The 24020-nt window shown below is 57.8% G+C and carries 36 protein-coding genes and 1 pseudogene; 36 read left to right on the forward strand and 1 reads right to left on the reverse strand.

What is annotated here, in order from left to right:
* The first annotated feature begins 5 nt into the window (after nt 1-5).
* From tuf to BLS30_RS17645, 30 genes and pseudogenes are all read left to right on the forward strand, one after another.
* Complete coding sequence (gene tuf, locus BLS30_RS17500; RefSeq protein ID WP_046476126.1) at nt 6-1196, forward strand: elongation factor Tu; 1191 nt, start codon at nt 6-8, stop codon at nt 1194-1196.
* Between the two features lie 180 nt (nt 1197-1376).
* Complete coding sequence (gene rpsJ / locus BLS30_RS17505) at nt 1377-1685, forward strand: 30S ribosomal protein S10 (protein ID WP_046476129.1); 309 nt, start codon at nt 1377-1379, stop codon at nt 1683-1685.
* Nucleotides 1686-1776: 91 nt separating this feature from the next.
* Complete coding sequence (gene rplC, locus BLS30_RS17510; protein WP_046476132.1) at nt 1777-2490, forward strand: 50S ribosomal protein L3; 714 nt, start codon at nt 1777-1779, stop codon at nt 2488-2490.
* Nucleotides 2490-3134, forward strand: a complete 645-nt coding sequence (gene rplD / locus BLS30_RS17515; protein ID WP_046476135.1) for a 50S ribosomal protein L4 — start codon at nt 2490-2492, stop codon at nt 3132-3134. Before rplC ends, rplD begins: the two co-directional genes overlap by 1 nt.
* On the forward strand, nt 3131-3424 hold the full coding sequence (locus BLS30_RS17520; protein WP_046476138.1) for a 50S ribosomal protein L23: 294 nt from the start codon (nt 3131-3133) through the stop codon (nt 3422-3424). The genes rplD and BLS30_RS17520 overlap by 4 nt, the downstream gene beginning before the upstream one ends.
* Before the next feature lie 14 nt (nt 3425-3438).
* Complete coding sequence (rplB, locus tag BLS30_RS17525; RefSeq protein ID WP_046476141.1) at nt 3439-4263, forward strand: 50S ribosomal protein L2; 825 nt, start codon at nt 3439-3441, stop codon at nt 4261-4263.
* Nucleotides 4264-4296: 33 nt separating this feature from the next.
* Nucleotides 4297-4572 (forward strand): 30S ribosomal protein S19, encoded by a 276-nt coding sequence (rpsS, locus tag BLS30_RS17530; RefSeq protein WP_046476146.1) that lies wholly within the window; start codon nt 4297-4299, stop codon nt 4570-4572.
* Nucleotides 4572-4937, forward strand: a pseudogene (gene rplV, locus BLS30_RS17535) (50S ribosomal protein L22); the annotation flags it as partial. The gene rpsS and the pseudogene rplV, both read left to right, overlap by 1 nt.
* Before the next feature lie 80 nt (nt 4938-5017).
* Nucleotides 5018-5746: a 30S ribosomal protein S3 gene (gene rpsC, locus BLS30_RS17540; RefSeq protein ID WP_046476158.1), complete on the forward strand. Its 729-nt coding sequence runs from the start codon at nt 5018-5020 to the stop codon at nt 5744-5746.
* 25 nt (nt 5747-5771) lie between these two features.
* Nucleotides 5772-6182 (forward strand): 50S ribosomal protein L16, encoded by a 411-nt coding sequence (gene rplP, locus BLS30_RS17545; protein WP_046476165.1) that lies wholly within the window; start codon nt 5772-5774, stop codon nt 6180-6182.
* A gap of 38 nt (nt 6183-6220) precedes the next feature.
* Nucleotides 6221-6430, forward strand: coding sequence for a 50S ribosomal protein L29 (rpmC, locus tag BLS30_RS17550; RefSeq protein WP_046476170.1), 210 nt, complete (start codon nt 6221-6223; stop codon nt 6428-6430).
* An 11-nt stretch (nt 6431-6441) separates the two neighbouring features.
* Nucleotides 6442-6678 (forward strand): 30S ribosomal protein S17, encoded by a 237-nt coding sequence (rpsQ, locus tag BLS30_RS17555; RefSeq protein WP_046476174.1) that lies wholly within the window; start codon nt 6442-6444, stop codon nt 6676-6678.
* Between the two features lie 120 nt (nt 6679-6798).
* A complete protein-coding gene (gene rplN, locus BLS30_RS17560; RefSeq protein WP_046476177.1) occupies nt 6799-7167 on the forward strand; it encodes a 50S ribosomal protein L14 in 369 nt (122 codons plus the stop codon).
* Nucleotide 7168: 1 nt separating this feature from the next.
* A complete protein-coding gene (gene rplX, locus BLS30_RS17565; protein WP_046476182.1) occupies nt 7169-7495 on the forward strand; it encodes a 50S ribosomal protein L24 in 327 nt (108 codons plus the stop codon).
* Nucleotides 7496-7561: 66 nt separating this feature from the next.
* On the forward strand, nt 7562-8134 hold the full coding sequence (gene rplE / locus BLS30_RS17570) for a 50S ribosomal protein L5 (protein WP_046479823.1): 573 nt from the start codon (nt 7562-7564) through the stop codon (nt 8132-8134).
* Between the two features lie 41 nt (nt 8135-8175).
* Nucleotides 8176-8481 carry a 30S ribosomal protein S14 gene (gene rpsN / locus BLS30_RS17575; RefSeq protein WP_046476186.1) on the forward strand — a complete coding sequence of 102 codons (306 nt, stop codon included), beginning with the start codon at nt 8176-8178 and terminating at the stop codon, nt 8479-8481.
* A gap of 16 nt (nt 8482-8497) precedes the next feature.
* The gene (rpsH, locus tag BLS30_RS17580; protein ID WP_046476189.1) at nt 8498-8896 is read left to right on the forward strand and encodes a 30S ribosomal protein S8; all 399 of its coding nucleotides are present in this window, start codon (nt 8498-8500) and stop codon (nt 8894-8896) included.
* A 42-nt stretch (nt 8897-8938) separates the two neighbouring features.
* Nucleotides 8939-9478, forward strand: coding sequence for a 50S ribosomal protein L6 (rplF, locus tag BLS30_RS17585; RefSeq protein WP_046476193.1), 540 nt, complete (start codon nt 8939-8941; stop codon nt 9476-9478).
* Between the two features lie 11 nt (nt 9479-9489).
* Entirely contained in the window at nt 9490-9852 is a 363-nt protein-coding gene (gene rplR / locus BLS30_RS17590; protein WP_046476196.1) for a 50S ribosomal protein L18, read from the forward strand.
* Between the two features lie 18 nt (nt 9853-9870).
* On the forward strand, nt 9871-10452 hold the full coding sequence (gene rpsE, locus BLS30_RS17595) for a 30S ribosomal protein S5 (RefSeq protein ID WP_046476200.1): 582 nt from the start codon (nt 9871-9873) through the stop codon (nt 10450-10452).
* 108 nt (nt 10453-10560) lie between these two features.
* Entirely contained in the window at nt 10561-10755 is a 195-nt protein-coding gene (gene rpmD / locus BLS30_RS17600) for a 50S ribosomal protein L30 (protein WP_046476204.1), read from the forward strand.
* Between the two features lie 42 nt (nt 10756-10797).
* Nucleotides 10798-11322 (forward strand): 50S ribosomal protein L15, encoded by a 525-nt coding sequence (gene rplO, locus BLS30_RS17605; RefSeq protein ID WP_090230770.1) that lies wholly within the window; start codon nt 10798-10800, stop codon nt 11320-11322.
* Nucleotides 11323-11622: 300 nt separating this feature from the next.
* Nucleotides 11623-13011: a preprotein translocase subunit SecY gene (secY, locus tag BLS30_RS17610; RefSeq protein WP_046476211.1), complete on the forward strand. Its 1389-nt coding sequence runs from the start codon at nt 11623-11625 to the stop codon at nt 13009-13011.
* Nucleotides 13008-13652 carry an adenylate kinase gene (locus tag BLS30_RS17615; RefSeq protein WP_046476215.1) on the forward strand — a complete coding sequence of 215 codons (645 nt, stop codon included), beginning with the start codon at nt 13008-13010 and terminating at the stop codon, nt 13650-13652. The genes secY and BLS30_RS17615 overlap by 4 nt, the downstream gene beginning before the upstream one ends.
* 222 nt (nt 13653-13874) lie before the next feature.
* The gene (gene rpsM / locus BLS30_RS17620) at nt 13875-14243 is read left to right on the forward strand and encodes a 30S ribosomal protein S13 (protein WP_046476218.1); all 369 of its coding nucleotides are present in this window, start codon (nt 13875-13877) and stop codon (nt 14241-14243) included.
* A 116-nt stretch (nt 14244-14359) separates the two neighbouring features.
* Nucleotides 14360-14755: a 30S ribosomal protein S11 gene (rpsK, locus tag BLS30_RS17625; RefSeq protein ID WP_046476223.1), complete on the forward strand. Its 396-nt coding sequence runs from the start codon at nt 14360-14362 to the stop codon at nt 14753-14755.
* Nucleotides 14756-14907: 152 nt separating this feature from the next.
* Nucleotides 14908-15924: a DNA-directed RNA polymerase subunit alpha gene (locus tag BLS30_RS17630; protein ID WP_046479824.1), complete on the forward strand. Its 1017-nt coding sequence runs from the start codon at nt 14908-14910 to the stop codon at nt 15922-15924.
* 144 nt (nt 15925-16068) lie between these two features.
* Nucleotides 16069-16500 carry a 50S ribosomal protein L17 gene (gene rplQ, locus BLS30_RS17635; RefSeq protein ID WP_046476228.1) on the forward strand — a complete coding sequence of 144 codons (432 nt, stop codon included), beginning with the start codon at nt 16069-16071 and terminating at the stop codon, nt 16498-16500.
* A gap of 232 nt (nt 16501-16732) precedes the next feature.
* Entirely contained in the window at nt 16733-18199 is a 1467-nt protein-coding gene (locus BLS30_RS17640; protein ID WP_090230772.1) for a Do family serine endopeptidase, read from the forward strand.
* Nucleotides 18200-18205: 6 nt separating this feature from the next.
* Nucleotides 18206-19525, forward strand: coding sequence for a replication-associated recombination protein A (locus tag BLS30_RS17645; protein ID WP_090230775.1), 1320 nt, complete (start codon nt 18206-18208; stop codon nt 19523-19525).
* Between the two features lie 10 nt (nt 19526-19535).
* On the opposite strand, the gene BLS30_RS17650 is transcribed toward BLS30_RS17645, so the two are convergent.
* Nucleotides 19536-19925 (reverse strand): hypothetical protein, encoded by a 390-nt coding sequence (locus BLS30_RS17650; protein ID WP_090230777.1) that lies wholly within the window; start codon nt 19923-19925, stop codon nt 19536-19538.
* Between the two features lie 235 nt (nt 19926-20160).
* Here BLS30_RS17650 and BLS30_RS17655 point away from each other — a divergent pair, with 235 nt between their 5' ends.
* From BLS30_RS17655 to BLS30_RS17680, 6 genes are all read left to right on the forward strand, one after another.
* Entirely contained in the window at nt 20161-20712 is a 552-nt protein-coding gene (locus BLS30_RS17655; protein WP_052743620.1) for a T6SS effector amidase Tae4 family protein, read from the forward strand.
* A 54-nt stretch (nt 20713-20766) separates the two neighbouring features.
* A complete protein-coding gene (locus BLS30_RS17660) occupies nt 20767-21003 on the forward strand; it encodes a hypothetical protein (protein WP_046476242.1) in 237 nt (78 codons plus the stop codon).
* A 112-nt stretch (nt 21004-21115) separates the two neighbouring features.
* Nucleotides 21116-21502 carry a fluoride efflux transporter CrcB gene (gene crcB, locus BLS30_RS17665; RefSeq protein ID WP_046476248.1) on the forward strand — a complete coding sequence of 129 codons (387 nt, stop codon included), beginning with the start codon at nt 21116-21118 and terminating at the stop codon, nt 21500-21502.
* Complete coding sequence (locus BLS30_RS17670; protein ID WP_046476252.1) at nt 21499-22485, forward strand: RluA family pseudouridine synthase; 987 nt, start codon at nt 21499-21501, stop codon at nt 22483-22485. Before crcB ends, BLS30_RS17670 begins: the two co-directional genes overlap by 4 nt.
* 65 nt (nt 22486-22550) lie before the next feature.
* Entirely contained in the window at nt 22551-23234 is a 684-nt protein-coding gene (locus BLS30_RS17675) for an HAD-IA family hydrolase (protein WP_046476256.1), read from the forward strand.
* Entirely contained in the window at nt 23231-24004 is a 774-nt protein-coding gene (locus tag BLS30_RS17680; RefSeq protein ID WP_046476259.1) for an ATP12 family chaperone protein, read from the forward strand. The genes BLS30_RS17675 and BLS30_RS17680 overlap by 4 nt, the downstream gene beginning before the upstream one ends.
* Nucleotides 24005-24020 lie beyond the last annotated feature (16 nt).

Below are 24020 nucleotides of genomic sequence, written 5' to 3' on the forward strand. Positions count from 1 at the left end.
GAGCAATGGCCAAGGCGAAATTCGAGCGGACGAAGCCGCACGTAAACATCGGCACGATCGGTCACGTTGACCACGGAAAGACGTCTCTGACGGCAGCGATCACGAAGGTATTGGCTGAGACGGGTGGGGCAACGTTTTCAGCTTACGACCAGATTGACCGTGCACCGGAAGAGAAGGCTCGGGGCATCACGATTTCGACGTCGCACGTTGAGTATGAGACGGCGAACCGTCACTACGCGCACGTTGATTGCCCAGGTCACGCGGACTACGTGAAGAACATGATCACGGGTGCGGCGCAGATGGACGGCGCGATTCTGGTCGTTTCGGCTGCTGACGGCCCGATGCCACAGACGCGCGAGCACATCCTTCTGGCCCGTCAGGTCGGCGTTCCTGCCCTTGTCGTGTTCCTGAACAAGTGCGACATGGTCGACGATGAAGAGCTTCTTGAGCTCGTTGAGATGGAAGTGCGCGAGCTTCTGTCGTCTTACGAGTTCCCTGGCGACGACATCCCGATCACGAAGGGCTCGGCTCTGGTTGCTCTGGAAGACGGTGATGCGAAGCTCGGCCACGACGCGATCCTGGCTCTGATGCAGACGGTTGATGAATACATCCCGACGCCGGACCGTCCGAAGGATCAGCCGTTCCTGATGCCGATCGAAGACGTATTCTCGATTTCTGGCCGCGGTACGGTTGTTACGGGCCGTATTGAGCGTGGCATTGTTAAGGTCGGTGAGGAAGTCGAGATCGTCGGCATCCGTGATACGACGAAGACGACTGTCACGGGCGTTGAAATGTTCCGGAAGCTTCTGGATCAGGGCGAGGCTGGCGACAACGTTGGCGCTCTTCTTCGTGGTATCGGTCGTGAGGACGTTGAGCGCGGGCAGGTTCTTTGCAAGCCGGGCTCGATCAAGCCACACAAGAAGTTCAAGGCTGAGGCATACATCCTGACGAAGGAAGAAGGCGGCCGTCACACGCCGTTCTTCACGAACTATCGTCCTCAGTTTTACTTCCGTACGACGGACGTGACGGGTGTCGTCACGCTTCCAGAAGGCACGGAAATGGTTATGCCTGGCGACAACGTGTCGATGGACGTTGAGCTGATCACTCCGATCGCGATGGAAGAGAAGCTTCGCTTCGCGATCCGTGAAGGCGGCCGTACGGTCGGCGCGGGTGTTGTTGCCGCGATCGTCGAATAATGATCGCATCCGTTTTGGTGGCCCCTTAACAGGCCGCCAAAATGGGGCCAGTGGGCCGGGTGTTTTTGGATTTAGTGAAGAGAGGGACATCGCGTCCGGAAGCCAGTCTCAATAGCCAAGACAGTGGATTTCTCGCTGTCGGCAAGGGCAAATCCGGCCATCGGTGGATAGGCAAGAAACATGAACGGCCAGAATATTCGCATCCGGCTCAAAGCGTTCGATCATCGAATATTGGATGCTTCGACGCGAGAGATCGTGAACACCGCGAAACGCACAGGCGCTGAGGTGCGCGGGCCCATCCCGTTACCCACGCGGATTGAGCGCTTCACAGTGAACCGGTCTCCGCACATCGATAAGAAGAGCCGGGAGCAGTTCGAGATGCGTACGCATAAGCGTCTGCTGGATATCGTAGATCCGACGCCACAGACGGTGGACGCTCTCATGAAGCTCGACTTGGCCGCCGGCGTCGACGTCGAGATCAAGTTGTAAGACGACTTTCGCGAAGTTCGAGGTGGTCCTCTGCAGGGGCAATACAAATCCTCTTGTAAGACCGTTAAGCAATTAGGGAAGGAATGCTGACATGCGTTCCGGAGTGATCGCACAGAAGGTGGGAATGACCCGCATCTTCACCGACAACGGGGAGCATATCCCTGTCACGGTGTTGCGGCTCGAAAACTGCCAAGTGCTCGCGCACCGTACTGACGACAAGAATGGATACACGGCTCTTCAACTGGGAGCTGGTACGCGCAAACCATCGCGCGTGACGAAGGCCGAACGGGGCAATTTCGCTGTCGCTAAGGTTGAGCCTAAGCGCAAGATGGCTGAGTTTCGTGTGTCTCCTGACAACCTCATCGAAGTCGGCGCGGAAATCACCGCTGATCACTTCGTTCCAGGGCAGTTCGTCGACATTACGGGCACCTCAATCGGTAAGGGTTTCCAGGGCGCGATGAAGCGCTGGAACTTCGGCGGCCTCCGGGCTTCGCACGGTGTCTCGATCACGCATCGTAGCCATGGTTCGACCGGTCAACGCCAGGATCCTGGTAAGGTGTTCAAGGGCAAGAAGATGGCCGGGCACCTCGGGTCCGAGCGTGTGACAACGCAAAACTTGGTTGTCGTGCGCACTGATATCGATCGCGGCCTTGTAATGGTTCGTGGCGCGGTTCCTGGTCACAAGGGTGGCTGGGTTTTGATCCGTGATGCCGTGAAGAAGCAGCTGCCAAAGGATGCGCCGAAGCCCGGCGCGTTCAAGGCGCGCGACAATGGTGAAGCCGCAGCTGGGAAGGAGCATCAGTGATGAAAGCCGATGTGACGACTCTCGACGCGGCCAGCGCCGGTACCGTCGAACTCGCAGAGCAGATCTACGGCCTCGAGCCGCGTCAGGATCTGTTGCAGCGCATGGTCCGCTATCAGTTGCTGAAGCGTATGGCTGGCACGCATCATGCTCAGGATCGTTCGGAAGTGAACGTTACGGGCAAGAAGGTGTATCGCCAGAAGGGTACCGGTGGTGCCCGTCACGGTGATAAGGCCGTCCCGCAGTGGCGCGGCGGTGGTAAGGCGTTCGGACCGAAGCCACGTAGTCATGCGATTGCGTTGCCGAAGAAGGTTCGCGCGCTGGCGCTGCGTCATGCGCTGTCTGCTAAAGCGAAGGCCGGCGAGATCATAGTTCTCGACAAGGCTCAAAGCGACGGCAAGACGGGCGTGCTCAAGGCGCAGTTGGCGAAGTTGGACTGGGCAAATGCGCTCATCATCGACGGCGCTGTGGTCGATGCCGCGTTTGCGCGTGCTGCACGTAACATTCCCAACATCGACGTACTGCCGGTGCAGGGGATCAACGTTTACGACATCTTGCGGCGCAAGAAACTAGTCCTGACCAAGGCCGCCGTTGAAGCTCTGGAAGAGCGCTTCAATGGCAAGGCGTCCGGGGAGACGAGCCAATGATGAAGCTCAAGGCCTACGACATCATTCTGTCGCCGGTCATCACCGAGAAGGCGACGCTCCTTTCGGAAGCCAATCAGGTTGTCTTCAACGTCGCTAAGACCGCGAACAAGCCTGACATCAAAGCTGCCGTTGAAACGCTCTTCGGCGTAAAAGTGAAAGCTGTGAACACGTTCGTGCGCAAGGGCAAAAAGAAAGTCTTTCGCGGCCGGACAGGAGTTCTCAGCGATACCAAGAAGGCCATCGTTACGCTTGAGGACGGCCAGTCCATCGACGTGACGACCGGGCTTTAAGGAGATCGGGACCTATGGCACTTAAGACATTCCGACCGACTTCGCCCGGTTTGCGTCAGCTCGTTATCGTAAGCCGCAGCAACCTTTGGAAGGGTGCTCCGGTCAAGATGCTGACCGAGGGCAAGAAGAAGACTGGCGGTCGTAACACGCACGGGCGTATTACGACCCGTCACATCGGCGGCGGTCACAAGCAGACCTACCGCAAGATTGACTTCAAGCGGCGCAAATTCAACGTGCCGGCCGTTGTCGAGCGGCTGGAGTACGATCCGAACCGCACGGCGTTTATCGCGCTCATCAAGTATGAGGACGGTGAACTGAGCTACATCCTGGCGCCGCAGCGTCTGAATGCTGGCGACACGGTTGTTGCGGCTGAGACGGCTGACGTTAAGCCGGGCAATGCGATGCCATTGTCGGGCATGCCGATTGGGACGATCGTGCACAACGTCGAACTGAAGCCTGGCCATGGCGGTCAGATCGCTCGTTCGGCTGGCGCTTTCGTTCAGTTGGTCGGTCGCGACTCCGGTTGGGCTATCTTAAAGCTCAACTCGGGCGAAACACGCCGCGTTCATGCTGACTGCATGGCGAGCGTTGGTGCGGTTTCGAACTCGGATCACGCTAACACTGTAGACGGTAAAGCGGGCCGCACGCGCTGGAAGGGCACGCGCCCAACGGTTCGCGGTATCACCATGAACCCGATCGATCACCCGAACGGCGGTCGTACGAACGGCGGCAAGCACTGGGCTACGCCTTGGGGCAAGCCTACGAAGGGTGCGAAGACGCGTAAGAACAAGGCAACGGACAAATTCATTGTCCGCAGCCGTCACCTGAAGAAGAAGTAAGCGCCGCAGCGGCGCACGAAGGAGATAGACGCGGTGGCACGCTCAGTCTGGAAAGGTCCGTTTATTGACGGATACCTTCTGAAGAAGGCCGATAAGGTGCGCTCCTCGGGGCGCAATGAGATCATCAAGATCTGGACCCGTCGTTCGACGATCCTGCCGCAGTTCGTCGGCCTGACCTTCGGCGTCTACAACGGGCAGAAGCATATTCCCGTGAACGTGACCGAGGACATGATCGGTCACAAGTTCGGCGAGTTCGCGCCCACGCGTAACTTCCCGGGGCACGGCGGAGACAAGAAGGCGAGACGATAATGGGTAAGCCTAGCCGAGAGCGCAGCCTGCCAGAGAATGAGGCGAAGGCGGTTGCGCGCAACTTAAGAGTTTCGCCGCAGAAGCTTAACCTCGTCGCGGGACTTATCCGTGGCAAGAAGGTCGACGCCGCGTTGGCTGACCTCGAGTTCTCTCGCAAGCGCATCGCTCAGGACGTACGCAAGTGCGTTATGAGCGCGGTTGCTAACGCTGAAAACAACCATCAGCTGAGCATCGATCAGCTCGTGGTGGCGGAAGCCTACGTTGGCAAGAACCTTGTCATGAAGCGCTTCCATGCCCGCGGTCGTGGTCGCGCATCGATGGTGCATAAGCCGTTTTCGCAGATCACCGTGGTGGTGCGCGAAGTGGCTGAAGACGAAGAAAAGAAGTCCAAGGGGCGTAAGCGGTCCAAGGCTGCGGACGCCGTACAGGCCAAGGAGGCCGAATAATGGGTCAGAAGGTCAATCCGATCGGCCTGCGCGTCGGCATTAATCGCACCTGGGACAGCCGTTGGTTTGCCGGCGGCGCTGAGTATGGAAGGTTGCTGCACGAGGATATGGCTATCCGCGAGCACATCATGAAGCAGCAGCGCCAGGCTGGTATCTCTAAGGTCGTGATCGAACGCCCACACAAGAAGTGCCGCGTTACAGTGCATACGGCGCGTCCGGGTGTGCTAATCGGCAAGAAGGGGTCTGACATCGACAAGCTGCGTGGTGAGCTTTCGCGCCTGACCACCAGTGAGGTCCATCTCAACGTCCTCGAAGTGCGCAAGCCTGAGATCGATGCGACGTTGATTGCTGAGAACATTGCGCAGCAGCTAGAGCGCCGTGTGGCGTTCCGCCGTGCGATGAAGCGGGCGGTGCAGTCTGCGCTGCGGATGGGCGGTCTCGGTATCCGTATCAACGTCGCCGGCCGTCTGGGTGGCGCGGAAATCGCACGTACCGAATGGTATCGCGAGGGGCGCGTGCCGCTGCACACGCTGCGCGCCGACATCGATTTCGGATACGGCGAAGCGCAGACCGCTTATGGCATCATCGGTATCAAGGTTTGGGTGTTCAAGGGCGAAATCATTGAGCACGATCCGATGGCTGCTGAGCGTCGCGCGGTCGATATGCAGGAAGGTGGCGGTGGCGGCCGTCAGCGTCGTGAGCGCGGTGATCGCGGCGCAGACGCTTAAGAACGGGATATTTTGAGGACTGGTCATGCTGCAACCTAAGCGCACGAAGTACCGCAAGCAGTTCAAGGGACGTATTCACGGCGTTGCCAAAGGTGGCACGACGTTGAACTTCGGCTCGCACGGCTTGAAGGCGATGGAGCCGGAGCGGATCACGGCACGCCAGATTGAGGCCGCACGACGGGCAATTACGCGTCACATGAAGCGTGCTGGCCGCGTTTGGATCCGTGTGTTTCCAGATCTGCCGGTGACGTCAAAACCCGCCGAAGTCCGAATGGGTTCGGGTAAGGGTTCTCTGGAATATTGGGCGGCTCGCGTGAAGCCGGGTCGGATCATGTTCGAGCTTGATGGTGTGCCGGACGATATCGCCCGAGAGGCACTCGAGCTTGGAGCCCAGAAGCTGCCGATTAAGACGCGTGTCGTGTCGCGGATTGGCTAAGCCCGCCGGGACGAAAGAGATTACTTGAGGACGAAACGATGAAAGCCGCCGAGTTCAGGGATATGTCGCTCGATCAGCTCGACGACCAATTGGTCAAGCTCAAGAAGGAGCAGTTCAACCTGCGCTTTCAGAGGGCTTCGGGACAGCTCGAGAATACGTCGCGCTTTAAGGAAGTGCGTCGCGACATCGCGCGTGTCATGACGATCGCGACCGAGAAGCGTGCGGCCGGCGCTGGTAAAGACGCCTGAGGAGATAAGAAATGCCTAAGCGAATCCTGCACGGCGTCGTGGTGTCGGACAAGAACGACAAGACCGTGGTTGTTGAGGTCGAGCGCCGCTATACGCACCCGCTGTTCAAGAAGACGGTTCGCCGGACGAAGAAGTACCATGCGCATGACGAGGCCAATCAATTCAAGATTGGAGATCGCGTGCAGATCGTAGAGACAGCACCGATCTCGAAAAACAAGAGATGGTCGGTGCTCGTACAGCAAGGTTAGGCGAAGGGGCTCGCCATTTGACGCGGGTCCCGGAAGCGATTGAAGGAAGTGCGCGCCGCGCCGCGCCATTGAAGATTTTCTAAGGCCGCGAGCGGGCGGGGTGGATAAGGAGCAAGTGCGATGATCCAGATGGAGACGAATCTCGACGTCGCCGACAATTCGGGCGCGCGCCGGGTGCAGTGCATCAAGGTGCTTGGCGGCTCGAAGCGGAAATACGCAACGGTCGGCGATATCATCGTTGTGTCCGTAAAGGAGGCGATCCCCAAAGGTCGCGTCAAGAAGGGCCAGGTGATGAAGGCTGTTGTTGTGCGCACCGCTAAGGGTGTTCGTCGCGCCGACGGTTCCTTGATCCGTTTTGATCGCAACGCCGCAGTGTTGATCAATCAGCAGGGTGAGCCTGTTGGTACCCGTATTTTCGGACCGGTTACGCGTGAATTAAGAGCGAAAAATCACATGAAGATTGTGTCGCTCGCGCCGGAGGTGATTTGAAATGGCGTTGGCGAAGATCAAAAAGGGTGACCACGTGATCGTGCTTGCTGGCCGCGATAAGGGCAAGCATGGCGAAGTGATCGAGGTTCGGCCGAATGAAGATCGTGCGCTTGTGCGCGGAGTGAACATGGTGCGCCGTCACCAGCGTCAGACGGCGCAGGAGGAGGGCGGCATCATCTCCAAGGAAGCGGCGATCCACCTGTCGAATCTCGCTTTGGAAGATCCGCGTGACGGGAAGCCGACGCGGGTTGGAACCAAGGTGCTTGAGGACGGCACGAAAGTGCGTATCGCTAAGCGCTCTGGCGAAGTAATTCCGGAGAAGAAGTAAGTCATGGCCGATAACGACAAAGCCAAGAAGGGCCGAAAGGCTGCAAAAGCCGCTCCGGCAGCCAATATGGCGCCGGCTAGCCCGCGCCCGGCTGATTACAAGCCGCGGCTGAAGAAGCATTATGAAGAAGTGGTGCGCGCGAAGCTGAAGGAGAAGTTTGGCTACGCGAACCCGATGATGATTCCGAAGCTCGAGAAGATTGTGTTGAACATGGGCATCGGCGAAGCCGTTGCTGATCGTAAGAAGGTGGAAAACGCCTCTTCCGATTTGGCGATGATCGCTGGTCAAAAGCCTGTGACCACGATCGCTCGCAAGTCGATCGCGACGTTTAAGGTCCGCGAAGGTATGGCTCTCGGTACGAAAGTCACGCTCCGTGGCGATCGGATGTACGAGTTCCTCGATCGGTTTGTGACGATCGCAATGCCGCGGATCAAGGACTTCAGAGGTCTCAATCCGAAGAGCTTCGATGGCCGTGGCAACTATGCCTGCGGTCTCAAAGAGCACATCGTGTTTCCGGAAATCGACTACGATAAGGTCGATCAGATCTGGGGCATGGACGTGATCGTATGTACTTCCGCGAAGAACGACGAGGAAGCTCGCGAGCTTCTGCGTGAATTCAATTTCCCTTTCCGTAGCTAGAGGACCTCGGGCGCACCCCGAAAGGCCTTTGGAGGATATGAATGGCAAAGACCGGCAAGATCCAACACAACGAAAAGCGCCGCAAGCTGGCTGCGCAGTACGCAGAAAAGCGTAAGCGCTTGAAGGCTTCCGCGAAAGACATGACGCTTGGCGCTGAAGAGCGGTTTGCAGCACGTCTCAAACTGGCAGAACTGCCTCGGAATGCGTCGCCAACGCGTATTCGGAATCGTTGTGAGATTACCGGGCGTCCGCGGGCCTATTACCGCAAGCTCAAGATGTGCCGTAATCAGCTGCGTGAATTGGCGAGCCAGGGTCAGATCCCCGGCATGGTCAAGTCGAGCTGGTAAGGAGGGCCGAAACAGGATGTCTATGAACGATCCGCTAGGCGATATGCTGACCCGTATTCGTAACGCTCAGATGCGGCGGCGCCCGACTGTTTCTACGCCGGCTTCTAACCTGCGCGGCTGGGTGCTCGACGTATTGGCGTCGGAAGGATTTATCCGCGGTTATACGCGGGTGGAACAGAAGGGTGTAACGCCCGAATTTGAAATCGAATTGAAGTACTTCAATGGCCAGCCGGCGATTCGCACTATTAAGCGCGTTTCTAAGCCAGGCCGTCGTGTGTACTCACAAGTCAGGGATATCCCGACGGTGGCGAACGGGCTCGGTGTCTCGATCCTGTCCACTCCCAAGGGTGTGATGTCGGACGTGCGGGCTCGTGAAGAGAACGTCGGCGGCGAAATTCTCTGCAACGTATTCTAATTGGAAAGACCCGGTGGTTGCCGGGGTGAAAAGGTCAAACCCATGTCTCGCATCGGAAAGAAGCCTGTTCCTGTGCCGTCTGGCGTGACCGCAGCGCTCGACGGGCGGACGGTCAAGGTCAAAGGCTCTAAGGGCGAATTGGCGTTCACCGTTCCTGACGAGGTTACGGTCGAGAAGACTGATGCCGGCTTCGTCGTTACGCCGAAGGACAATAGCAAACGCGCTCGCTCTATGTGGGGCATGTCGCGTACGCGGATTGCCAGCCTCATGACGGGTGTTACGGAAGGCTACGAGAAAGTTCTGGAAATCCAGGGCGTCGGCTACCGTGCAGCCATGAAGGGCAAGGATCTGCAACTCAACGTCGGCTTCAGCCACGAAGTGGTGCACAAGATCCCAGCCGGCGTGCAGGTCGCGGTGGCAGGTGCCAAGCAGGAAATCGTGACGGTCAGCGGCATTGACAAGCAGCTCGTCGGGCAGGTGGCTGCCGAGATCCGTCGCTATCGTCCGCCGGAGCCTTATCAAGGTAAGGGTGTGCGTTATCGGGGCGAATACATCTTCCGCAAGGAAGGTAAGAAGAAATAAGGACAGGAACGATGGCGTCGCTGAGCAAGAAATTCGAAAAGCGTCGGACGCGTGTACGCCGCACCCTGAAGGCGCGTACCTCCGGTCGTCCGCGATTGTCGGTCTTTCGGTCGTCGAAGAACATCTACGCACAGATTATCGACGATGCGGCTGGGCGTACGCTTGCCGCGGCTTCGACGCTGGACGATGCGCTCCGAGGGAACATCAAGACCGGTGCAGACAAGGACGCAGCAGCGGCTGTCGGCAAGCTCGTCGCCGAGCGCGCCGTTGCTGCTGGTGTCAAAGAGGTTGTCTTCGACCGTGGTGGGTATCTGTTTCATGGGCGCGTCAAGGCGCTCGCGGACGCCGCGCGTGATGGCGGCCTGAGCTTCTAAAACGAAAGGACCACGACTGTGGCACGTTCTCCTGAAGGCCGCCGCGGCCGGGACCGCGATCGCGAAGAGCGCGACAGCGAATTTTCAGACAAGCTGGTTCACATCAACCGTGTGGCCAAGGTTGTCAAAGGCGGTAAGCGTTTCGGTTTTGCAGCGCTGGTTGTTGTCGGCGACGTGAAAGGTCGCGTTGGCTATGGCCACGGCAAGGCTCGCGAAGTGCCTGAAGCCATCCGTAAGGCTACGGAATCGGCGAAGCGCTCGTTGGTCCGCATCCCGCTGCGTGATGCACGCACGTTGCACCACGACAGCCAAGGCCGTCACGGCTCCGGTAAGGTTGTGCTACGCTCGGCGCCTCCGGGCACGGGTATCATCGCCGGTGGTGCAATGCGCGCTGTGTTCGAAATGCTTGGCGTGCAGGACGTTGTTGCGAAGTCGTTGGGTTCAACGAACCCTTACAACGTTATTCGTGCAACCTTCGATGCCCTGAAGCATCAGGAAAATCCCCGGACCGTGGCCGCACGTCGTGGCCTCAAGGTTTCGGATATCGTGGCCCGCCGCCGCGACGGTTCGTCCGCTTCGGAAGCAGCGGTAGAAGGCTAAGTTATTTAGAGCGAAGGCGCGGCCTGGCGGTTCGCGCTACCGTTCATCCACTAGGTTGAATCAACGGGCATACTGTCGTCCCGGTTGGACCGCTGAGGTTGAAACGAAATGGCTGAGAAGAAAACGATCACGGTCGAACAGGTGCGCAGTGCAATCCGCCGCCCCGAAGTGCAGACGAAGACGCTCAAGGGGCTTGGCCTCAATAAGCTGCACCGCCGTAGAACTCTTGAAGATACGCCGTCTGTGCGTGGCATGATCAACAGCGTACGCCACTTGGTGCGTATCGTTGACGAGAAGGCCTAAGGCGCCCCACTGAAAGAATTGACGAAGAGGCTTTGTAGACTCATGCGGCTTAACGAGATCAAAGATAATCCTGGCGCGCGTAAAACGCGCGTGCGCGTCGGCCGCGGCATCGGTTCCGGCGTCGGCAAGATGGGTGGACGCGGCCACAAGGGTCAGCATTCCCGTACGGGTGTTGCGATCGGTGGCTTTGAAGGCGGTCAGATGCCGCTTTACCGGCGTTTGCCGAAGCGCGGCTTCAGCAAGTGGCGCCGTAAGGATTTCAACGAGGTGAGCCTCGGAGTGCTGCAGACCGCTATTGATGCGGGCAAGCTCGACAAAGCTCAGACGATTGACGTCTCTGCGTTGGTTGCAGCCGGCGTTCTGCGTCGTCCTAAAGACGGTGTTCGTCTGCTCGGCAGTGGGGAACTGACTGCGGCTGTAAAGCTGACGGTCGATCACGCGACAGCATCTGCCAAGGCTGCCGTCGAGAAGGCTGGTGGTAGCATTACGCTGATCGAAAAGAAAATCCTGGCTGCAGACGTCGAGAAGGCCGAAAAGTCTGCAGCTAAGAAGAAGGCAAAGGGCTGATTGCAGCGCGCTCTGCCTGAAGGAGGGAATGCCACCTCTGTTCGTTATATGGCGACTTTGAAAAGGTTGTCATGGAGCTGGGGAATGGCCAGATCATAGAGCGCGCGTCCTTCGGGGCGCGAGCTGCGTTGAGGAGGCGACTACTTTTGGGGCCGTTCGCCGGGGACATTTGGACCCGGTCTCCGCGTCGTCGCCGTGGAGAGTCGCGCTCTAACGCTCAATGAAAGCGGTGCAGTCTCGCACGGCGAAGCATTCGTCGCAGGATCGGGAGCTGCGCCCGGGTCGGGAGACACATCAGCTATGGTATCCGCTGCGGAGCAGCTTGCCTCCAACATCAACCTTTCGGCCTTTTCGAAGGCGACAGATCTCAAGAACCGCATCTGGTTCACGTTGGGAGCGCTGATCGTCTATCGCTTCGGAACGTTCATTCCTATTCCGGGTATCAACCCTGTCGCTTTCGCCGAAACGTTCAATCAGGCCTCCGGCGGCATTCTGGGGCTGTTCAATACGTTTGCGGGTGGTGCGGTGGAGCGCATGGCGATTTTCGCGCTCAATATTATGCCGTACATCTCCGCCTCGATCATTATGCAGCTGATGACCAGCGTGAACCCAAAGCTGGAAGCGCTGAAGAAAGAGGGCGAGCAGGGCCGTAAGCAGATCAACCAATACACGCGTTATCTGACGCTGATTTTGGCAACCTTCCAGGCCTACGGAATTGCTGTGGGACTTGAGGGTACGTCATCGGCTGCTGGGTCAGTGGTGACTGACCCTGGTTGGTTCTTCAGGGTGACGACCGTCATTACGCTTGTCGGCGGCACAATGTTCCTGATGTGGCTCGGCGAACAGGTTACGCAACGTGGGATCGGCAACGGTATTTCGTTGATCATTTTCGCTGGCATCGTCGCGGGTATGCCGTCGGCGCTGGCGGGGCTTTTTGAGCTTTCGCGTACTGGCTCGCTTTCGCTCTTCATGCTGTTTGTACTGTTGTTGTTGATGGCATTTGTTGTGCTGGCGATCGTGTTCGTTGAGCGTGCTCAGCGGCGGCTTTTGATCCAGTATCCGAAGCGCCAAGTGGGCAACAAAATGATGCAGGGCAATTCCTCGCACCTGCCGCTGAAATTAAACTCTGCCGGTGTTATTCCGCCGATTTTTGCCTCGTCGCTACTTTTGTTGCCGATCACGGCGGCTCAGTTCACCACGGGTCAGGGTGGCGAAGGTTCTGAATGGCTGCGCGTTATCGTGTCAGCGTTGGGCTACGGCCAACCGCTGCATACGTTGATCTATGCCGCGCTCATTATTTTCTTCGCGTTCTTCTACACTGCGGTCGTGTTCAATCCGCAGGAAACGGCCGACAACCTGCGTAAGTACGGTGGCTATATTCCCGGCATCCGGCCTGGCGCCAAGACGGCGGAATATATCGACTACGTTCTGACACGCATTACGGTTGTTGGTGCCCTTTACCTCGCTGCCGTTTGTTTGTTGCCTGAGATCATGATTTCGTATGCGGCCGTTCCGCAGACCTTCGCTGCGGTTCTTGGTGGTACGTCGTTGCTGATTGCGGTGAGCGTGACTATGGACACGGTTGCGCAAATCCAGAGCCATCTGCTGGCGCACCAATACGAAGGCTTGATAAAAAAGGCGAAACTCAAAGGTGCGTCGCCGACAACGCGCAGGGGGGGGCGGCGATGAATCTGATCCTGCTGGGACCGCCGGGCGCGGGCAAAGGGACCCAAGCGCAGGAGTTAGTCTCTAAGCGTGGGCTTGTTCAGCTTTCGACGGGTGACATGCTGCGGGCGGCCGTGAAGGCAGGTACTGACATCGGCAAGAAAGCCAAGGCGGTTATGGACGCGGGGCAGCTCGTATCCGACGATATCGTGATTGGCATTATTGCTGAGCGGATTGATCAGCCGGATTGCAAGGACGGTTTTATCCTTGACGGCTTTCCGCGTACGTTAAAGCAGGCGGCTGCGCTCGAAGAATTGCTCGCACAGAAGGGCAAGTCTCTCGACGTGGTCATCGAGATCAAAGTAGACGACGAGGTGCTGGTGGACCGGGTATCCGGGCGTTACACCTGTGCGAAGTGCGGCGCTGGATATCATGATCGGAACAAGAAGCCCAAGGTTGAGGGCGTTTGTGACGTTTGTGGAAGTACGGAATTCACACGCCGTGCGGACGACAACGCTGAAACCGTGCGCAACCGGTTAATGGCTTATTATCGTGAGACGGCGCCGCTTATCGGCTTCTATTTCGCGAAGGGTAAGCTTCACAGTGTGGATGGAATGGCGCCGATCGAAGAGGTCACTCGGCAGATCGACGAGGTGTTGGGGTAGCGTTGCGGGTGTCCAGGCTTGTCAAGGGCAAATATTGACGAACCGGGCATGCTCAGCTACAACAACGCGATTTTCTGACGCAACGAGCCGTAACTTGTCCGGCGGAGAGGGTGCCGCAGGGCAGGTGGTTGCGTTTTTTGATAACAAAATCAGCGGGATCGTGCCCAGCCTTGGTGGCTGGTTTGCTTGGTTTCCGCTCATCGATGGTTCTAGGAGACAGACGTGGCACGTATCGCTGGCGTGAATATCCCAACGCAGAAACGTGTGCTTATCGCACTTCAGTATATTCACGGTATCGGCCCGAAGATGGCGAGCGACATCTGCACGAAGGTTGGTATCCCGGCCGAACGGCGGGTGAATCAGCTGACTGACGCGGAAGTACTTCAGATCCGCGAGACGATTGACCGCGACTTCATCGTCGAAGGTGATCTGCGTCGTGAAGTCGCAATGAATATCAAGCGCCTGATGGATCTCGGTTGCTATCGCGGTCTGCGCCACCGTCGCGGTCTACCCGTGAACGGCCAGCGGACGCACACCAACGCGCGCACCCGTAAGGGGCCGGCCAAGCCGATCGCAGGCAAGAAGAAGTAACGCGCTTTAAGATGCCGGACGCGGCCTTTGGGCCATGCTTTATCCGGTGTCTTCTTGTGCCTCAGACTACGCATCGCATAGGACCGCCGCGCGCGGGAACGGAGACTTAAAACCAAATGGCGAAAGAGCAGCAGCGCGGCAAAGTGCGCCGCCGCGAGAAAAAGAACATCTCGTCGGGCGTGGCACACGTCAACGCATCGTTCAACAATACGATGATCACCATCACGGACGCTCAGGGCAACACGATTTCCTGGTCGTCTTCGGGCATGATGGGTTTCAAAGGCTCGCGTAAATCTACGCCGTTTGCCGCCCAGATGGCTGCTGAAGATGCTGGCCGCAAGGCTCAGGATCATGGAATGAAGACGCTTGAGGTTGAAGTTTGCGGTCCGGGTTCGGGTCGTGAATCGGCGCTGCGTGCGTTGCAGTCGGTTGGTTTCCAGATCACGGCGATCCGTGACGTGACACCAATTCCGCACAACGGCTGCCGGCCGCGGAAGCGTCGCCGCGTTTAACGCGCCTTGGAGCGTGCCAGCCTTTTTTCATCTGGGTGCGGCGCGGCTCGCGGGTCGCGTGCGCGGCCGGATAAATGATTTTGATACCGGAAGCTGCCCGTCGCCAGGCGATCTTCCGAACTAACCGAACGAGGCTGATCGTGACCACCCAATTGTTGCAGAAGAATTGGCAAAACTTAATCAAGCCCGCAAAGCTCGATGTTGTCGCCGGACGTGATCGCACGCGTGTTGCGACGATCGTTGCCGAACCTTTGGAGCGCGGCTTCGGCATGACGCTCGGCAACGCGCTACGGCGCGTGCTGTTGTCCTCGCTGCAGGGTGCAGCCATCCGGACTGTGCAGATCGACGGCGTGCTGCACGAGTTCTCGTCGATCCCCGGCGTTCGTGAGGACGTGACGAATATCATTCTGAACATCAAGGAAATCTCGCTGAAGGTCCACTCTGAGGGTCCAAAGCGGATGGTCTTGAAGAAGGACGGCCCAGGCCCGGCACGCGCTGGTGATATCGAGGTCAGCTCTGAGGTCGAGATCCTCAACCCCGAACATATTATCTGCCACCTTGACCAAGGCGCTTCGGTGCGCATGGAGCTAACGGCTGACATCGGCAAGGGCTACGTCGCGGCTGAGCGCAATCGGCCGGAAGACGCGCCGATCGGTCTGATCCCGGTCGACAGCCTCTACAGCCCGGTGAAGAAGGTCTCGTACAAAGTCGAGCATACCCGCGAAGGCCAGATCCTCGACTACGATAAGTTGACGATGACGGTTGAGACCGATGGCTCGATTTCTCCAGAAGATGCGGTCGCACTTGCCGCGCGCATCCTGCAGGATCAGTTGGCTGTCTTCATCAACTTCGAAGAGCCGAAGAAGCCACAGGAAGAGCAGCGTCATCCGGAGCTGTCGTTCAATGCGGCGCTTCTCAAGAAGGTGGACGAGCTGGAGCTCAGCGTGCGTTCTGCCAACTGCTTGAAGAACGACAACATCGTCTACATCGGCGATCTCATTCAGAAGACTGAAGCGGAAATGCTGCGCACGCCGAACTTCGGCCGCAAGTCGCTCAACGAGATCAAAGAAGTGCTGGCCTCCATGGGCCTGCATCTCGGTATGGAAGTGCCGAACTGGCCGCCGGATAACATCGACGAGCTGGCAAAGCGCTTCGAGGATCAATACTAAGTCACTGCTTTGTGGGGGGTGATCCGTGTCGCTGACGCGGGTCACCCACCGACAAATACTCCAACAAGGCGAGGCCGCAGAACCTCCCAAGTCACGACGGGATCAACCCGTTCTCGACGCAACCAACGTAAGGGAAAATACACGATGCGACACAAGAAGCTTGGCCGCCGTTTTTCGCGCGATAGCGGTCATCGTCAGGCAATGTTCTCCAACATGGCCGCAGCTCTCATCAAGCACGAGCAGATCATCACGACGCTGCCGAAGGCTAAAGACCTGAAGCGGGTGATGGACAAGTACATCACGCTCGCTAAGCGCGGTGATTTAAACTCGCGCCGCATCGCCGCGTCGCGTCTGCGTGACGACGATATGGTCAAGAAGCTGTTCGATGTCCTGGCAGACCGTTACAAGGACCGTAATGGTGGCTATACGCGCGTTCTTAAGGCTGGGTTCCGTTACGGGGACAGCGCGCCGCGGGCCGTGATTGAACTCGTCGATCGCGATGAGTCGGTCAAAGGCCGCGAAGATCGCGAACGCCACGAGGCAATGCTCGAAGAGCAGGCTGAAGCGAACGCTTAAAACTGGTGGGGCGACACCGTCGAGAGTGCCGCAGATTCCTTCCAGCCTCGATATTGCGAACGCCCCGAGCTCACAGCTCGGGGCGTTTGTGTTTAGCGATTGGAAACTGACGCTACCGGGCAGAATGCCGCGATGCTTCCGGTGGATGACTTGGTAGCCTATCTATGGTGCAAACAGCGATGATGGTTTGTGTCTTTTAACGGATGATCGCGAGACCGACAGGCAAAACGCTATGAGACGATTTGCAATCCTATTTGTGAGCGTAGCCCTCCTTGGAGGGCTTCTGGCGGTTGCCGGCGCTTTTGATTGGCGGCCAGGTTCTACACCGCTTGGGGCTCAGAATCGTTCCGTGGTGCAGTCCGAGCCGCAGGAGCGCGTGGTTCCACCGTCTCGGGAAGCCGTGAAGTATTCCTACGCGCCAATCGTGAAGACAGCGACGCCTGCCGTGGTCAACGTCTATGTTTCGACGCGTGTTCGGTCGTTTTCATCGCCGTTCGCGGGGCATCCATTGTTCCGGAGGTTTTTTGGCGATGACGCAGGACCTTCACGCGAACGGATGCAGTCTTCGTTGGGCTCCGGCGTCATCGTAAGTCCGGATGGCGTAATCGTAACGAATACACATGTTGTCAAAGCGCGCGGTGAGACAGAAATCCGCGTCGCATTGAGCGATCAGCGCGAATTTGATGCGCGGGTTCTAATGCAGGACGACAAGACCGATATCACCGTCTTGAAGATCGAAAGCGATGAGACTGATTTTCCTTACATGCAGTTTGAGGATTCCGATGCGGTGGAGGTCGGTGATCTCGTTCTGGCAATCGGCAACCCCTTCGGTATCGGGCAGACCGTGACCAGCGGTATCGTGTCTGCCTTGTCTCGATCGCAGATGGCTTCTGATGCCGTCTTCATTCAGACGGATGCCGCTATTAATCCAGGTAACTCAGGCGGCGCTCTTGTCGATATGTCCGGCCGTTTGGTTGGCATCAACACCGCGATCTTTACGCGGTCTGGCGGGTCTGATGGGATTGGGTTTGCTATCCCTTCAAACCTTGTGCGGCTTTACGTCGATAGCGCTGTAAAGGGCCGCAAAATCGAACGTCCATGGATCGGTGCGCGTCTTGAAGATATGTCTCGTGAGATTGCGTCGGCCCTTGATCTGAGCCGTATTTCGGGTGCGGTCGTGATGCGTATCTATAACGATGGCCCGGCTGCCCAAGCGGGTTTGGAACCTGGTGATGTCATCACCAGCGTTGATGGTTTTCAGGTCGGGGATGCCCGAAGCGTCAATTACCGCCTGACGACGAAAGGCGTGGGCAACTCGGTCACCTTGATGGTCATGCGAAAGGGCGAGCCTAAGACCGTCTCGGTCGATCTGGTCTCTATCCCGGAGCCGAAGGCGAGTGATTTCCGCAATCTTTCCGGCGAGCATCCGTTGGATGGGGCTCGGGTCGCGAATATCGGTCCAGCGATTGGAGATGAGCTGCATCTCGACGATGCCGATGGGGTGGTGGTTGTTGGGATTGCACGTATGTCAATTTCCGCAAGGTTGGGGTTCCGGCGGGGTGATGTGATCCTCGATGTGGGGGGCACGCCCGTGCATAATCTGAAGGATCTGGATGCAGCTTTGGCGCAGCGACCCGTCGAGTGGCAGATGTCGATCAAGCGTGGCGGACGACAACTTGAGCTTCGGGTGCCGGGGTAACGGATCGTGACGAACCTTTTTGAAGCGGCGGGGCTAGAGAGTGGAGCGCCGCGTCCGCTTGCCGATCGGTTGCGGCCCAAGAAACTCGATGAAGTTATCGGACAGGATCAACTCGTCGGACCGGACGGGACGCTGACGCGCATGCTGCGCTCTGGGCGTATATCCAGCATGATCCTGTGGGGACCGCCCGGCTGTGGGAAGACTACGGTTGCGCGCTTGCTGGCCAATGAAACGAAGCTTGAGTTCGAGCAGCTTTCAGCGATTTTTTCCGGCGTGCAGGACCTGCGCAAGGCTTTCGATCGCGCGAAGGCGCGGCGGGCAGCCGGTCAAGGGACGTTGCTGTTCATCGACGAGATCCACCGTTTCAACCGGGCACAGCAGGACTCTTTCCTCCCACATATGGAGGATGGGACAATCACGCTTGTTGGTGCCACGACGGAAAACCCTTCCTTCGAACTGAATGCCGCTGTCCTGTCACGTGCGGTTGTTTTGGTGTTCGAACGGCTTTCTGATGAGGCTTTGGAGGCGCTTTTACAGCGGGCGGAGGCTGAGGTCGGGCGGCGTCTGCCGCTTGCGGAGTCGGGTCGGGAAGCTCTGCGCGCTATGGCTGATGGTGACGGGCGAAGCATCATCAATCTGGCCGAGGAGGTTTTTGCTTCTGTCGCCGAGGGGCAAGAAGATGTTGATCGCGAGGGGCTCGTTCGTCTCGTGCAGCGTCGCGCGCCGCTCTACGACAAGGGGCGGGATGGTCATTACAACCTGATATCGGCTTTGCATAAGTCCGTTCGCGGCTCCGACCCTGATGCCGCGCTTTATTGGCTATGCCGGATGTTGGATGGCGGCGAGGATCGGTTGTTCATCGCCCGCCGGCTTGTGCGTATGGCCGTTGAAGACATTGGATTGGCCGATCCCCAGGCGGTGGTTCAAGCTATCGCAGCGAAGGACACCTTTGATTTTCTTGGTTCTCCGGAAGGTGAACTCGCATTGGCGCAGGCGACGATTTATTTGGCGACTGCACCGAAGTCCAATGGTGCCTACGTGGCCTACAAGGCGGCGATGCGGGCGGCTAAGGCGCATGGTTCGCTCAGTCCGCCAAAGGTCATCCTCAATGCTCCTACGAAGCTAATGGAGGACGAAGGTTACGGCTCAGGTTATGAGTACGACCACGATGCACCTGATGGCTTTTCCGGACAGAATTACTTTCCCGATGAGATGGGGCAACGGCCGAAATTTTATGATCCGCCCGAGCGTGGGTTTGAGCGTGATCTGCGTAAGCGGCTCTCCTATTGGGAAGGTCTTCGGAAGAAACGTGGCGGCAGTGCTTGAGGCTTCCTAACTACGGCGCGTTGATCCGCTTCTGCAATTGCTCAATCACAAATTCTACGGATGCGCGCTCTTCGATGTGGGGAAGAAGGCCGGGGGTGCGCAGCAGAAGCTGATATGCATCGATAGCTTTTTGAATTTCCGCAACGTATTCCTCTTTTGAGAGCTTTGAGTGTTTGATATCGGCAGCGAACGCCTGACACGTGGCGTAGAGATGGTGAATTCGTCCATCGGCGCCGGGGCGTTTTCGGGCTTCATCCGCCAGCTTTGCGCAGGTTACGTGGTCGCCTTCGACGGCTGCCATCCGAGCTTTGGATACGATGTCCATGTCCGCTGTGGCGTTGGCGGCTCCAACAAAAAGCGTGAGGCAGACGATCGCAGACTTCGTTCCTGTTCGAGCCATTCCGAGACTCCCTGGCTGGTGGGAAAAGCGTTGCCGATCAGATGCTTTCGTCGGAACGAAAGGGGCAGTATAGTCCGATCCGGGTGTTTTGCGGGGCCGCTTTTCAGATTGGCTTTTGCGTTCGTCTTTGGACGTTCACGGAAAGCTTGCAATATTGCCATGCTGCAGGCGCGTTTTTGTCCTTTGTGACATGGTGCAGATTATCGGCAGCTTGGATTGAGAACGGAGTGGTGCGTTGACGGTCGAGTTCAAAAATCTGTGGCGCGGGCATCCGTTTAACGAGAGCATTACGGCGCCCTGTATTGCCGATAAGCAGCTCGTCAATCTTGAGGGCAAGACAATTCTTCCGGGTTTTCCGGTTTACGCAAATCAATGTGCGATCCGCATGAGCGTTGCGTTGAAGCGTGCCGGTGTTACACCGGACCAACTTGGACGTGTGACGACTTGCAATGCGCACCCGCGCGAAGAGATGCACTATATCAACGCCAGTCAGCTTGCCCACGCTATCAATTCCGCGAATCTGCCGGGTTTTGCACCCGTCCAGAAGATCGTCGGAGCCGATGCTGCGCAGTTTTATCCGACGCTTTTTGGGCGTACTGGCGTTATCTTCATCCAGGATTATTGGCACCGCTCGTCGGATGCACCTGGCCGTCCGACCGGCGACCATATCGACGTTTGGAACGGCTATCGTTCGAGCGCTAAATGGTTGATGGAATGGTTTTCCTGGCTCGGTTACTACTCGAATTACGCAGATGCAGGTCAAATCTGGTTCTGGGAAGTGAAGTAGCGGTGCGGCAATGATGGATATCCGTTCTGCCAAAACAATGCAGGGGAGGCTGTAATGCGGTATCTGTTGGCGATTATTTTCGGTGGCGCCGCGGCATTTGCGGCAACCATGACAATTAGCTCCCCCATTGCTTCCTGGGTTGTCGGTAAATTTGCCTTCGAGAGCCCGGATCAGGTATCCAACGCACACGATGCCCTCTTTATGGGGGGCAACTTCATCGCGTTGCTGATCGGCTTTGCGATTGGGTGGGTCGTGGGGGCCAAAATTGAAGGCCGCGACGAACCGGCTTAACGCGCTTCTCACCCCAGGTTTATTCTTTTTGCCGACAGGCCTGGGTATCCCGGGGCGGTCAATGCTATAGGCCTGTGGGTAATTCTGCCGTTACCGGCCTGGGAAATTTGCGATGAAACTGTTGTTATATGCCTGCGCCGGCGGAGCCTTTGGCGCAGGGGCCAGATACCTTGTTGGCGTGGGTGTAACCCGCTTCGTCGGTATTAACGCGATGTTTCCGTGGGCCACACTCTGCGTCAACGTTGTGGGTTCATTCCTGATGGGGGTGCTCATAGAATCCTTGGCGCTCAAATTTCAGGCATCGCTGGAATTGCGCACGTTGTTTGCCACCGGTGTCCTCGGTGGTTTCACGACGTTTTCCGCGTTCTCTCTCGATTTCGTAACGCTGATGAGCCGGAAGGAAAGCTTGCTTGCGGGCGTTTACGTTGCCAGTTCCGTGGGCTTATCGATTTTAGCTTTGTATGCTGGGCTCGCACTTGCCCGCCAGGTTTTGACATGAGCGACCCCGTTGAAAGCATCCCCGTGACCCCGGACGAAGTTGGGTTGCGGCTCGACCGCTGGTTCAAGATCCACTTTCCGGATGTGACCTACGGCTACCTTCAGAAGCTGTTGCGGTCCGGGCAGGTGCGCGTGGACAGCCGCCGTGTTCTGGCGAATGCACGGCTTGAAGCGGGGGAACGTGTCAGGGTACCAAAGGCGGTCCGTCAACCTCCGCGCGCCAAGCCATCCGTGAAGCCGCCACCTGGGCTGTCAAAGGCTGATCGCGATCTCATTGAGGGGATGATTCTGTTCGAGGATGATCACGTGGTCTTGCTCAACAAGCCGTTCGGGCTTGCCGTCCAGGGTGGGACGGGAACGAAGCGACACATTGATGGTCTTCTCGCCGGCATGGTGGATCGGTTCGGAGACCGGCCCCGATTGGTGCATCGTCTCGACCGCGATACGACGGGGGTGTTGCTGATTGCGAAGCATCGGGACGCAGCAGCCAAGCTGGGTCGCATTTTTCAAACGCGTTCCGCAGCGAAAACATACTGGGCGCTCGTAAATGGCGTTCCCAAGCCCGTGCAGGGTAAGGTTGAAGCAGCGCTGGTCAAGGCTTCGGGCCCCGACGGTGACAAGGTGCGCAAGGCACGGCCTGGCGAACAGGATGTGGCCATGCATGCCACAACGCATTATTCCGTTATTGATCGGGTAGGGCAAAAAGCTGCCTGGGTTTCACTGAAGCCGGTCACAGGCCGTCAGCATCAGCTGCGTGCACACATGGCCCTTATCGGTCATCCGATCGTTGGCGATAACAAATACGACGGCGACAAGAACCTGCCCGCCGAGAACATCGAGAATAAGCTGCACTTGCACGCGCGCAGACTGGTGCTCCCGCACCCGTTTGAGAAGACCAAGATCGATGTCACCGCGCCTCTGCCGGATCATATGCTGCGGAGCTGGGAACTCCTTGGACTCGATGTACGGCAGTTCGAGCGGTGATTTGTTGTTACGCATCTCGACGATGCCAACCGAGCGGCATCATTGGCAACGAAAGTGATTGAAGCATGAAATTGGTAATCTTCGATTGCGACGGAACGATCGTCGACAGTCAGCATGCTATCGTTTCGGCTATGGGCCGCGCATTCTACACCCATGGCCTTGTCGCACCGCATCGCGAGAGTGTGCTGTCCGTAGTTGGCTTATCGCTTGCCGAAGCCATTCAACGGCTGCTGCCGCCTGAGGCTGGGGTGGAGCAAATTGCTGGTTTGGCCGAGACCTATAAGACGTCCTTTCAAGAGCTGCGTCGCGATCCTAATCACAGCGAGCCTATGTTTGATGGGATGCGCGGTGTCATTGAGACACTCGCTGTTCGCGAAGATGTCGTGCTTGGCGTCGCGACCGGCAAATCGCGACGCGGCGTTGCAGCGCTATTTGAGCGTGAAGGTTTGACGGATCTCTTCATGACTATTCAAACCGCGGACGATCATCCGTCGAAGCCCCATCCTTCCATGATCTTCAAGGCTATGTCCGAAGCCGATAGCGGGCCTGATGAAACCGTTATGATCGGAGACACGACGTTCGACATTGAAATGGCGCTCGGTGCGAACGTTGGGGCGATCGGCGTGGAGTGGGGCTATCATCCCAAGGAGGCGTTGATCGCATCAGGGGCGGATCTTGTGGTCGCGCACGCTCACGGCTTGGAGACAGCGATTGAACGTGTATTCCGCGATAACGAGGCAGCAGCATGACCGAGGAGCGGCCAGACAAGCCGCCTGAGAATAAGACGCCGGGTCGTGAGCCGCTTGGCGCAAAGCTCCCTCGCCGCTTTTATAAGGACGTGGAGGTTATCCGCGACGGCGATGGTTATCAGATCGCGCTCGACGGCCGGCCTGTAAAAACGCCGAAGAGGGCGCCACTTGCCGTTGCGCATGCGCCGTTGGCTGAAGCCATGGCGGACGAGTGGCGCACGCAGGGGGATCTGATAGATCCTGAAACCATGCCGATGACAAAACTCGTGAATACGGCACTTGATGCTGTCACGGGGCAGGAGGCTGCCGTTGCGGCGGATATCGCAGCATTCGCAGGGTCGGATTTGATCTGTTATCGGGCGGCGCATCCAAACGAACTTGTGACACTACAGGCACGTGCCTGGGGACCCCTATTAACATGGGCGCATCAGGATTTGGGTGCGCGCTTTGTGCTCGCCGAGGGCGTAATGCCAGTCGCTCAGCCGAACGATGCTCTCGAGGCCGTGGCGGCTGTTATTTCTGACTATGATCCGCTTTCGCTCGCTGGTCTGCACGTGATGACGACGTTGACGGGATCGGCGTTGATAGCGTTGGCGCACGCTAAAGGCCTGTTAACAGCGGAAGAAGCGTGGGCGGCCGCGCACGTGGATGAGGATTTTCAGATCTCTCAATGGGGTGCAGATAGCGATGCGTCAGCGCGCCGCGCACGGCGTTGGGCTGAGTTCCAAGCGGCCAGCAGGCTTGTCGGTTTTGTCAACGATAGCGGATAATTTCGTTGACGGGGAG

It is taken from the genome of Filomicrobium insigne (assembly GCF_900104305.1).
Classification (GTDB): Bacteria; Pseudomonadota; Alphaproteobacteria; order Rhizobiales; family Hyphomicrobiaceae; genus Filomicrobium; species Filomicrobium insigne.

Bases quoted from the DNA above. Each gene is read 5' to 3' on its own strand.
- tuf (WP_046476126.1), top strand. From the start codon at position 6: ATGGCCAAGGCGAAATTCGAGCGGACGAAGCCGCACGTAAACATCGGC.
- rpsJ (WP_046476129.1), top strand. From the start codon at position 1,377: ATGAACGGCCAGAATATTCGCATCCGGCTCAAAGCGTTCGATCATCGA.
- rplC (WP_046476132.1), top strand. From the start codon at position 1,777: ATGCGTTCCGGAGTGATCGCACAGAAGGTGGGAATGACCCGCATCTTC.
- rplD (WP_046476135.1), top strand. From the start codon at position 2,490: ATGAAAGCCGATGTGACGACTCTCGACGCGGCCAGCGCCGGTACCGTC.
- BLS30_RS17520 (WP_046476138.1), top strand. From the start codon at position 3,131: ATGATGAAGCTCAAGGCCTACGACATCATTCTGTCGCCGGTCATCACC.
- rplB (WP_046476141.1), top strand. From the start codon at position 3,439: ATGGCACTTAAGACATTCCGACCGACTTCGCCCGGTTTGCGTCAGCTC.
- rpsC (WP_046476158.1), top strand. From the start codon at position 5,018: ATGGGTCAGAAGGTCAATCCGATCGGCCTGCGCGTCGGCATTAATCGC.
- rplP (WP_046476165.1), top strand. From the start codon at position 5,772: ATGCTGCAACCTAAGCGCACGAAGTACCGCAAGCAGTTCAAGGGACGT.
- rpmC (WP_046476170.1), top strand. From the start codon at position 6,221: ATGAAAGCCGCCGAGTTCAGGGATATGTCGCTCGATCAGCTCGACGAC.
- rpsQ (WP_046476174.1), top strand. From the start codon at position 6,442: ATGCCTAAGCGAATCCTGCACGGCGTCGTGGTGTCGGACAAGAACGAC.
- rplN (WP_046476177.1), top strand. From the start codon at position 6,799: ATGATCCAGATGGAGACGAATCTCGACGTCGCCGACAATTCGGGCGCG.
- rplX (WP_046476182.1), top strand. From the start codon at position 7,169: ATGGCGTTGGCGAAGATCAAAAAGGGTGACCACGTGATCGTGCTTGCT.
- rplE (WP_046479823.1), top strand. From the start codon at position 7,562: ATGGCGCCGGCTAGCCCGCGCCCGGCTGATTACAAGCCGCGGCTGAAG.
- rpsN (WP_046476186.1), top strand. From the start codon at position 8,176: ATGGCAAAGACCGGCAAGATCCAACACAACGAAAAGCGCCGCAAGCTG.
- rpsH (WP_046476189.1), top strand. From the start codon at position 8,498: ATGTCTATGAACGATCCGCTAGGCGATATGCTGACCCGTATTCGTAAC.
- rplF (WP_046476193.1), top strand. From the start codon at position 8,939: ATGTCTCGCATCGGAAAGAAGCCTGTTCCTGTGCCGTCTGGCGTGACC.
- rplR (WP_046476196.1), top strand. From the start codon at position 9,490: ATGGCGTCGCTGAGCAAGAAATTCGAAAAGCGTCGGACGCGTGTACGC.
- rpmD (WP_046476204.1), top strand. From the start codon at position 10,561: ATGGCTGAGAAGAAAACGATCACGGTCGAACAGGTGCGCAGTGCAATC.
- rplO (WP_090230770.1), top strand. From the start codon at position 10,798: ATGCGGCTTAACGAGATCAAAGATAATCCTGGCGCGCGTAAAACGCGC.
- secY (WP_046476211.1), top strand. From the start codon at position 11,623: ATGGTATCCGCTGCGGAGCAGCTTGCCTCCAACATCAACCTTTCGGCC.
- BLS30_RS17615 (WP_046476215.1), top strand. From the start codon at position 13,008: ATGAATCTGATCCTGCTGGGACCGCCGGGCGCGGGCAAAGGGACCCAA.
- rpsK (WP_046476223.1), top strand. From the start codon at position 14,360: ATGGCGAAAGAGCAGCAGCGCGGCAAAGTGCGCCGCCGCGAGAAAAAG.
- rplQ (WP_046476228.1), top strand. From the start codon at position 16,069: ATGCGACACAAGAAGCTTGGCCGCCGTTTTTCGCGCGATAGCGGTCAT.
- BLS30_RS17640 (WP_090230772.1), top strand. From the start codon at position 16,733: ATGAGACGATTTGCAATCCTATTTGTGAGCGTAGCCCTCCTTGGAGGG.
- BLS30_RS17650 (WP_090230777.1), bottom strand. From the start codon at position 19,925: ATGGCTCGAACAGGAACGAAGTCTGCGATCGTCTGCCTCACGCTTTTT.
- BLS30_RS17660 (WP_046476242.1), top strand. From the start codon at position 20,767: ATGCGGTATCTGTTGGCGATTATTTTCGGTGGCGCCGCGGCATTTGCG.
- crcB (WP_046476248.1), top strand. From the start codon at position 21,116: ATGAAACTGTTGTTATATGCCTGCGCCGGCGGAGCCTTTGGCGCAGGG.
- BLS30_RS17670 (WP_046476252.1), top strand. From the start codon at position 21,499: ATGAGCGACCCCGTTGAAAGCATCCCCGTGACCCCGGACGAAGTTGGG.
- BLS30_RS17675 (WP_046476256.1), top strand. From the start codon at position 22,551: ATGAAATTGGTAATCTTCGATTGCGACGGAACGATCGTCGACAGTCAG.
- BLS30_RS17680 (WP_046476259.1), top strand. From the start codon at position 23,231: ATGACCGAGGAGCGGCCAGACAAGCCGCCTGAGAATAAGACGCCGGGT.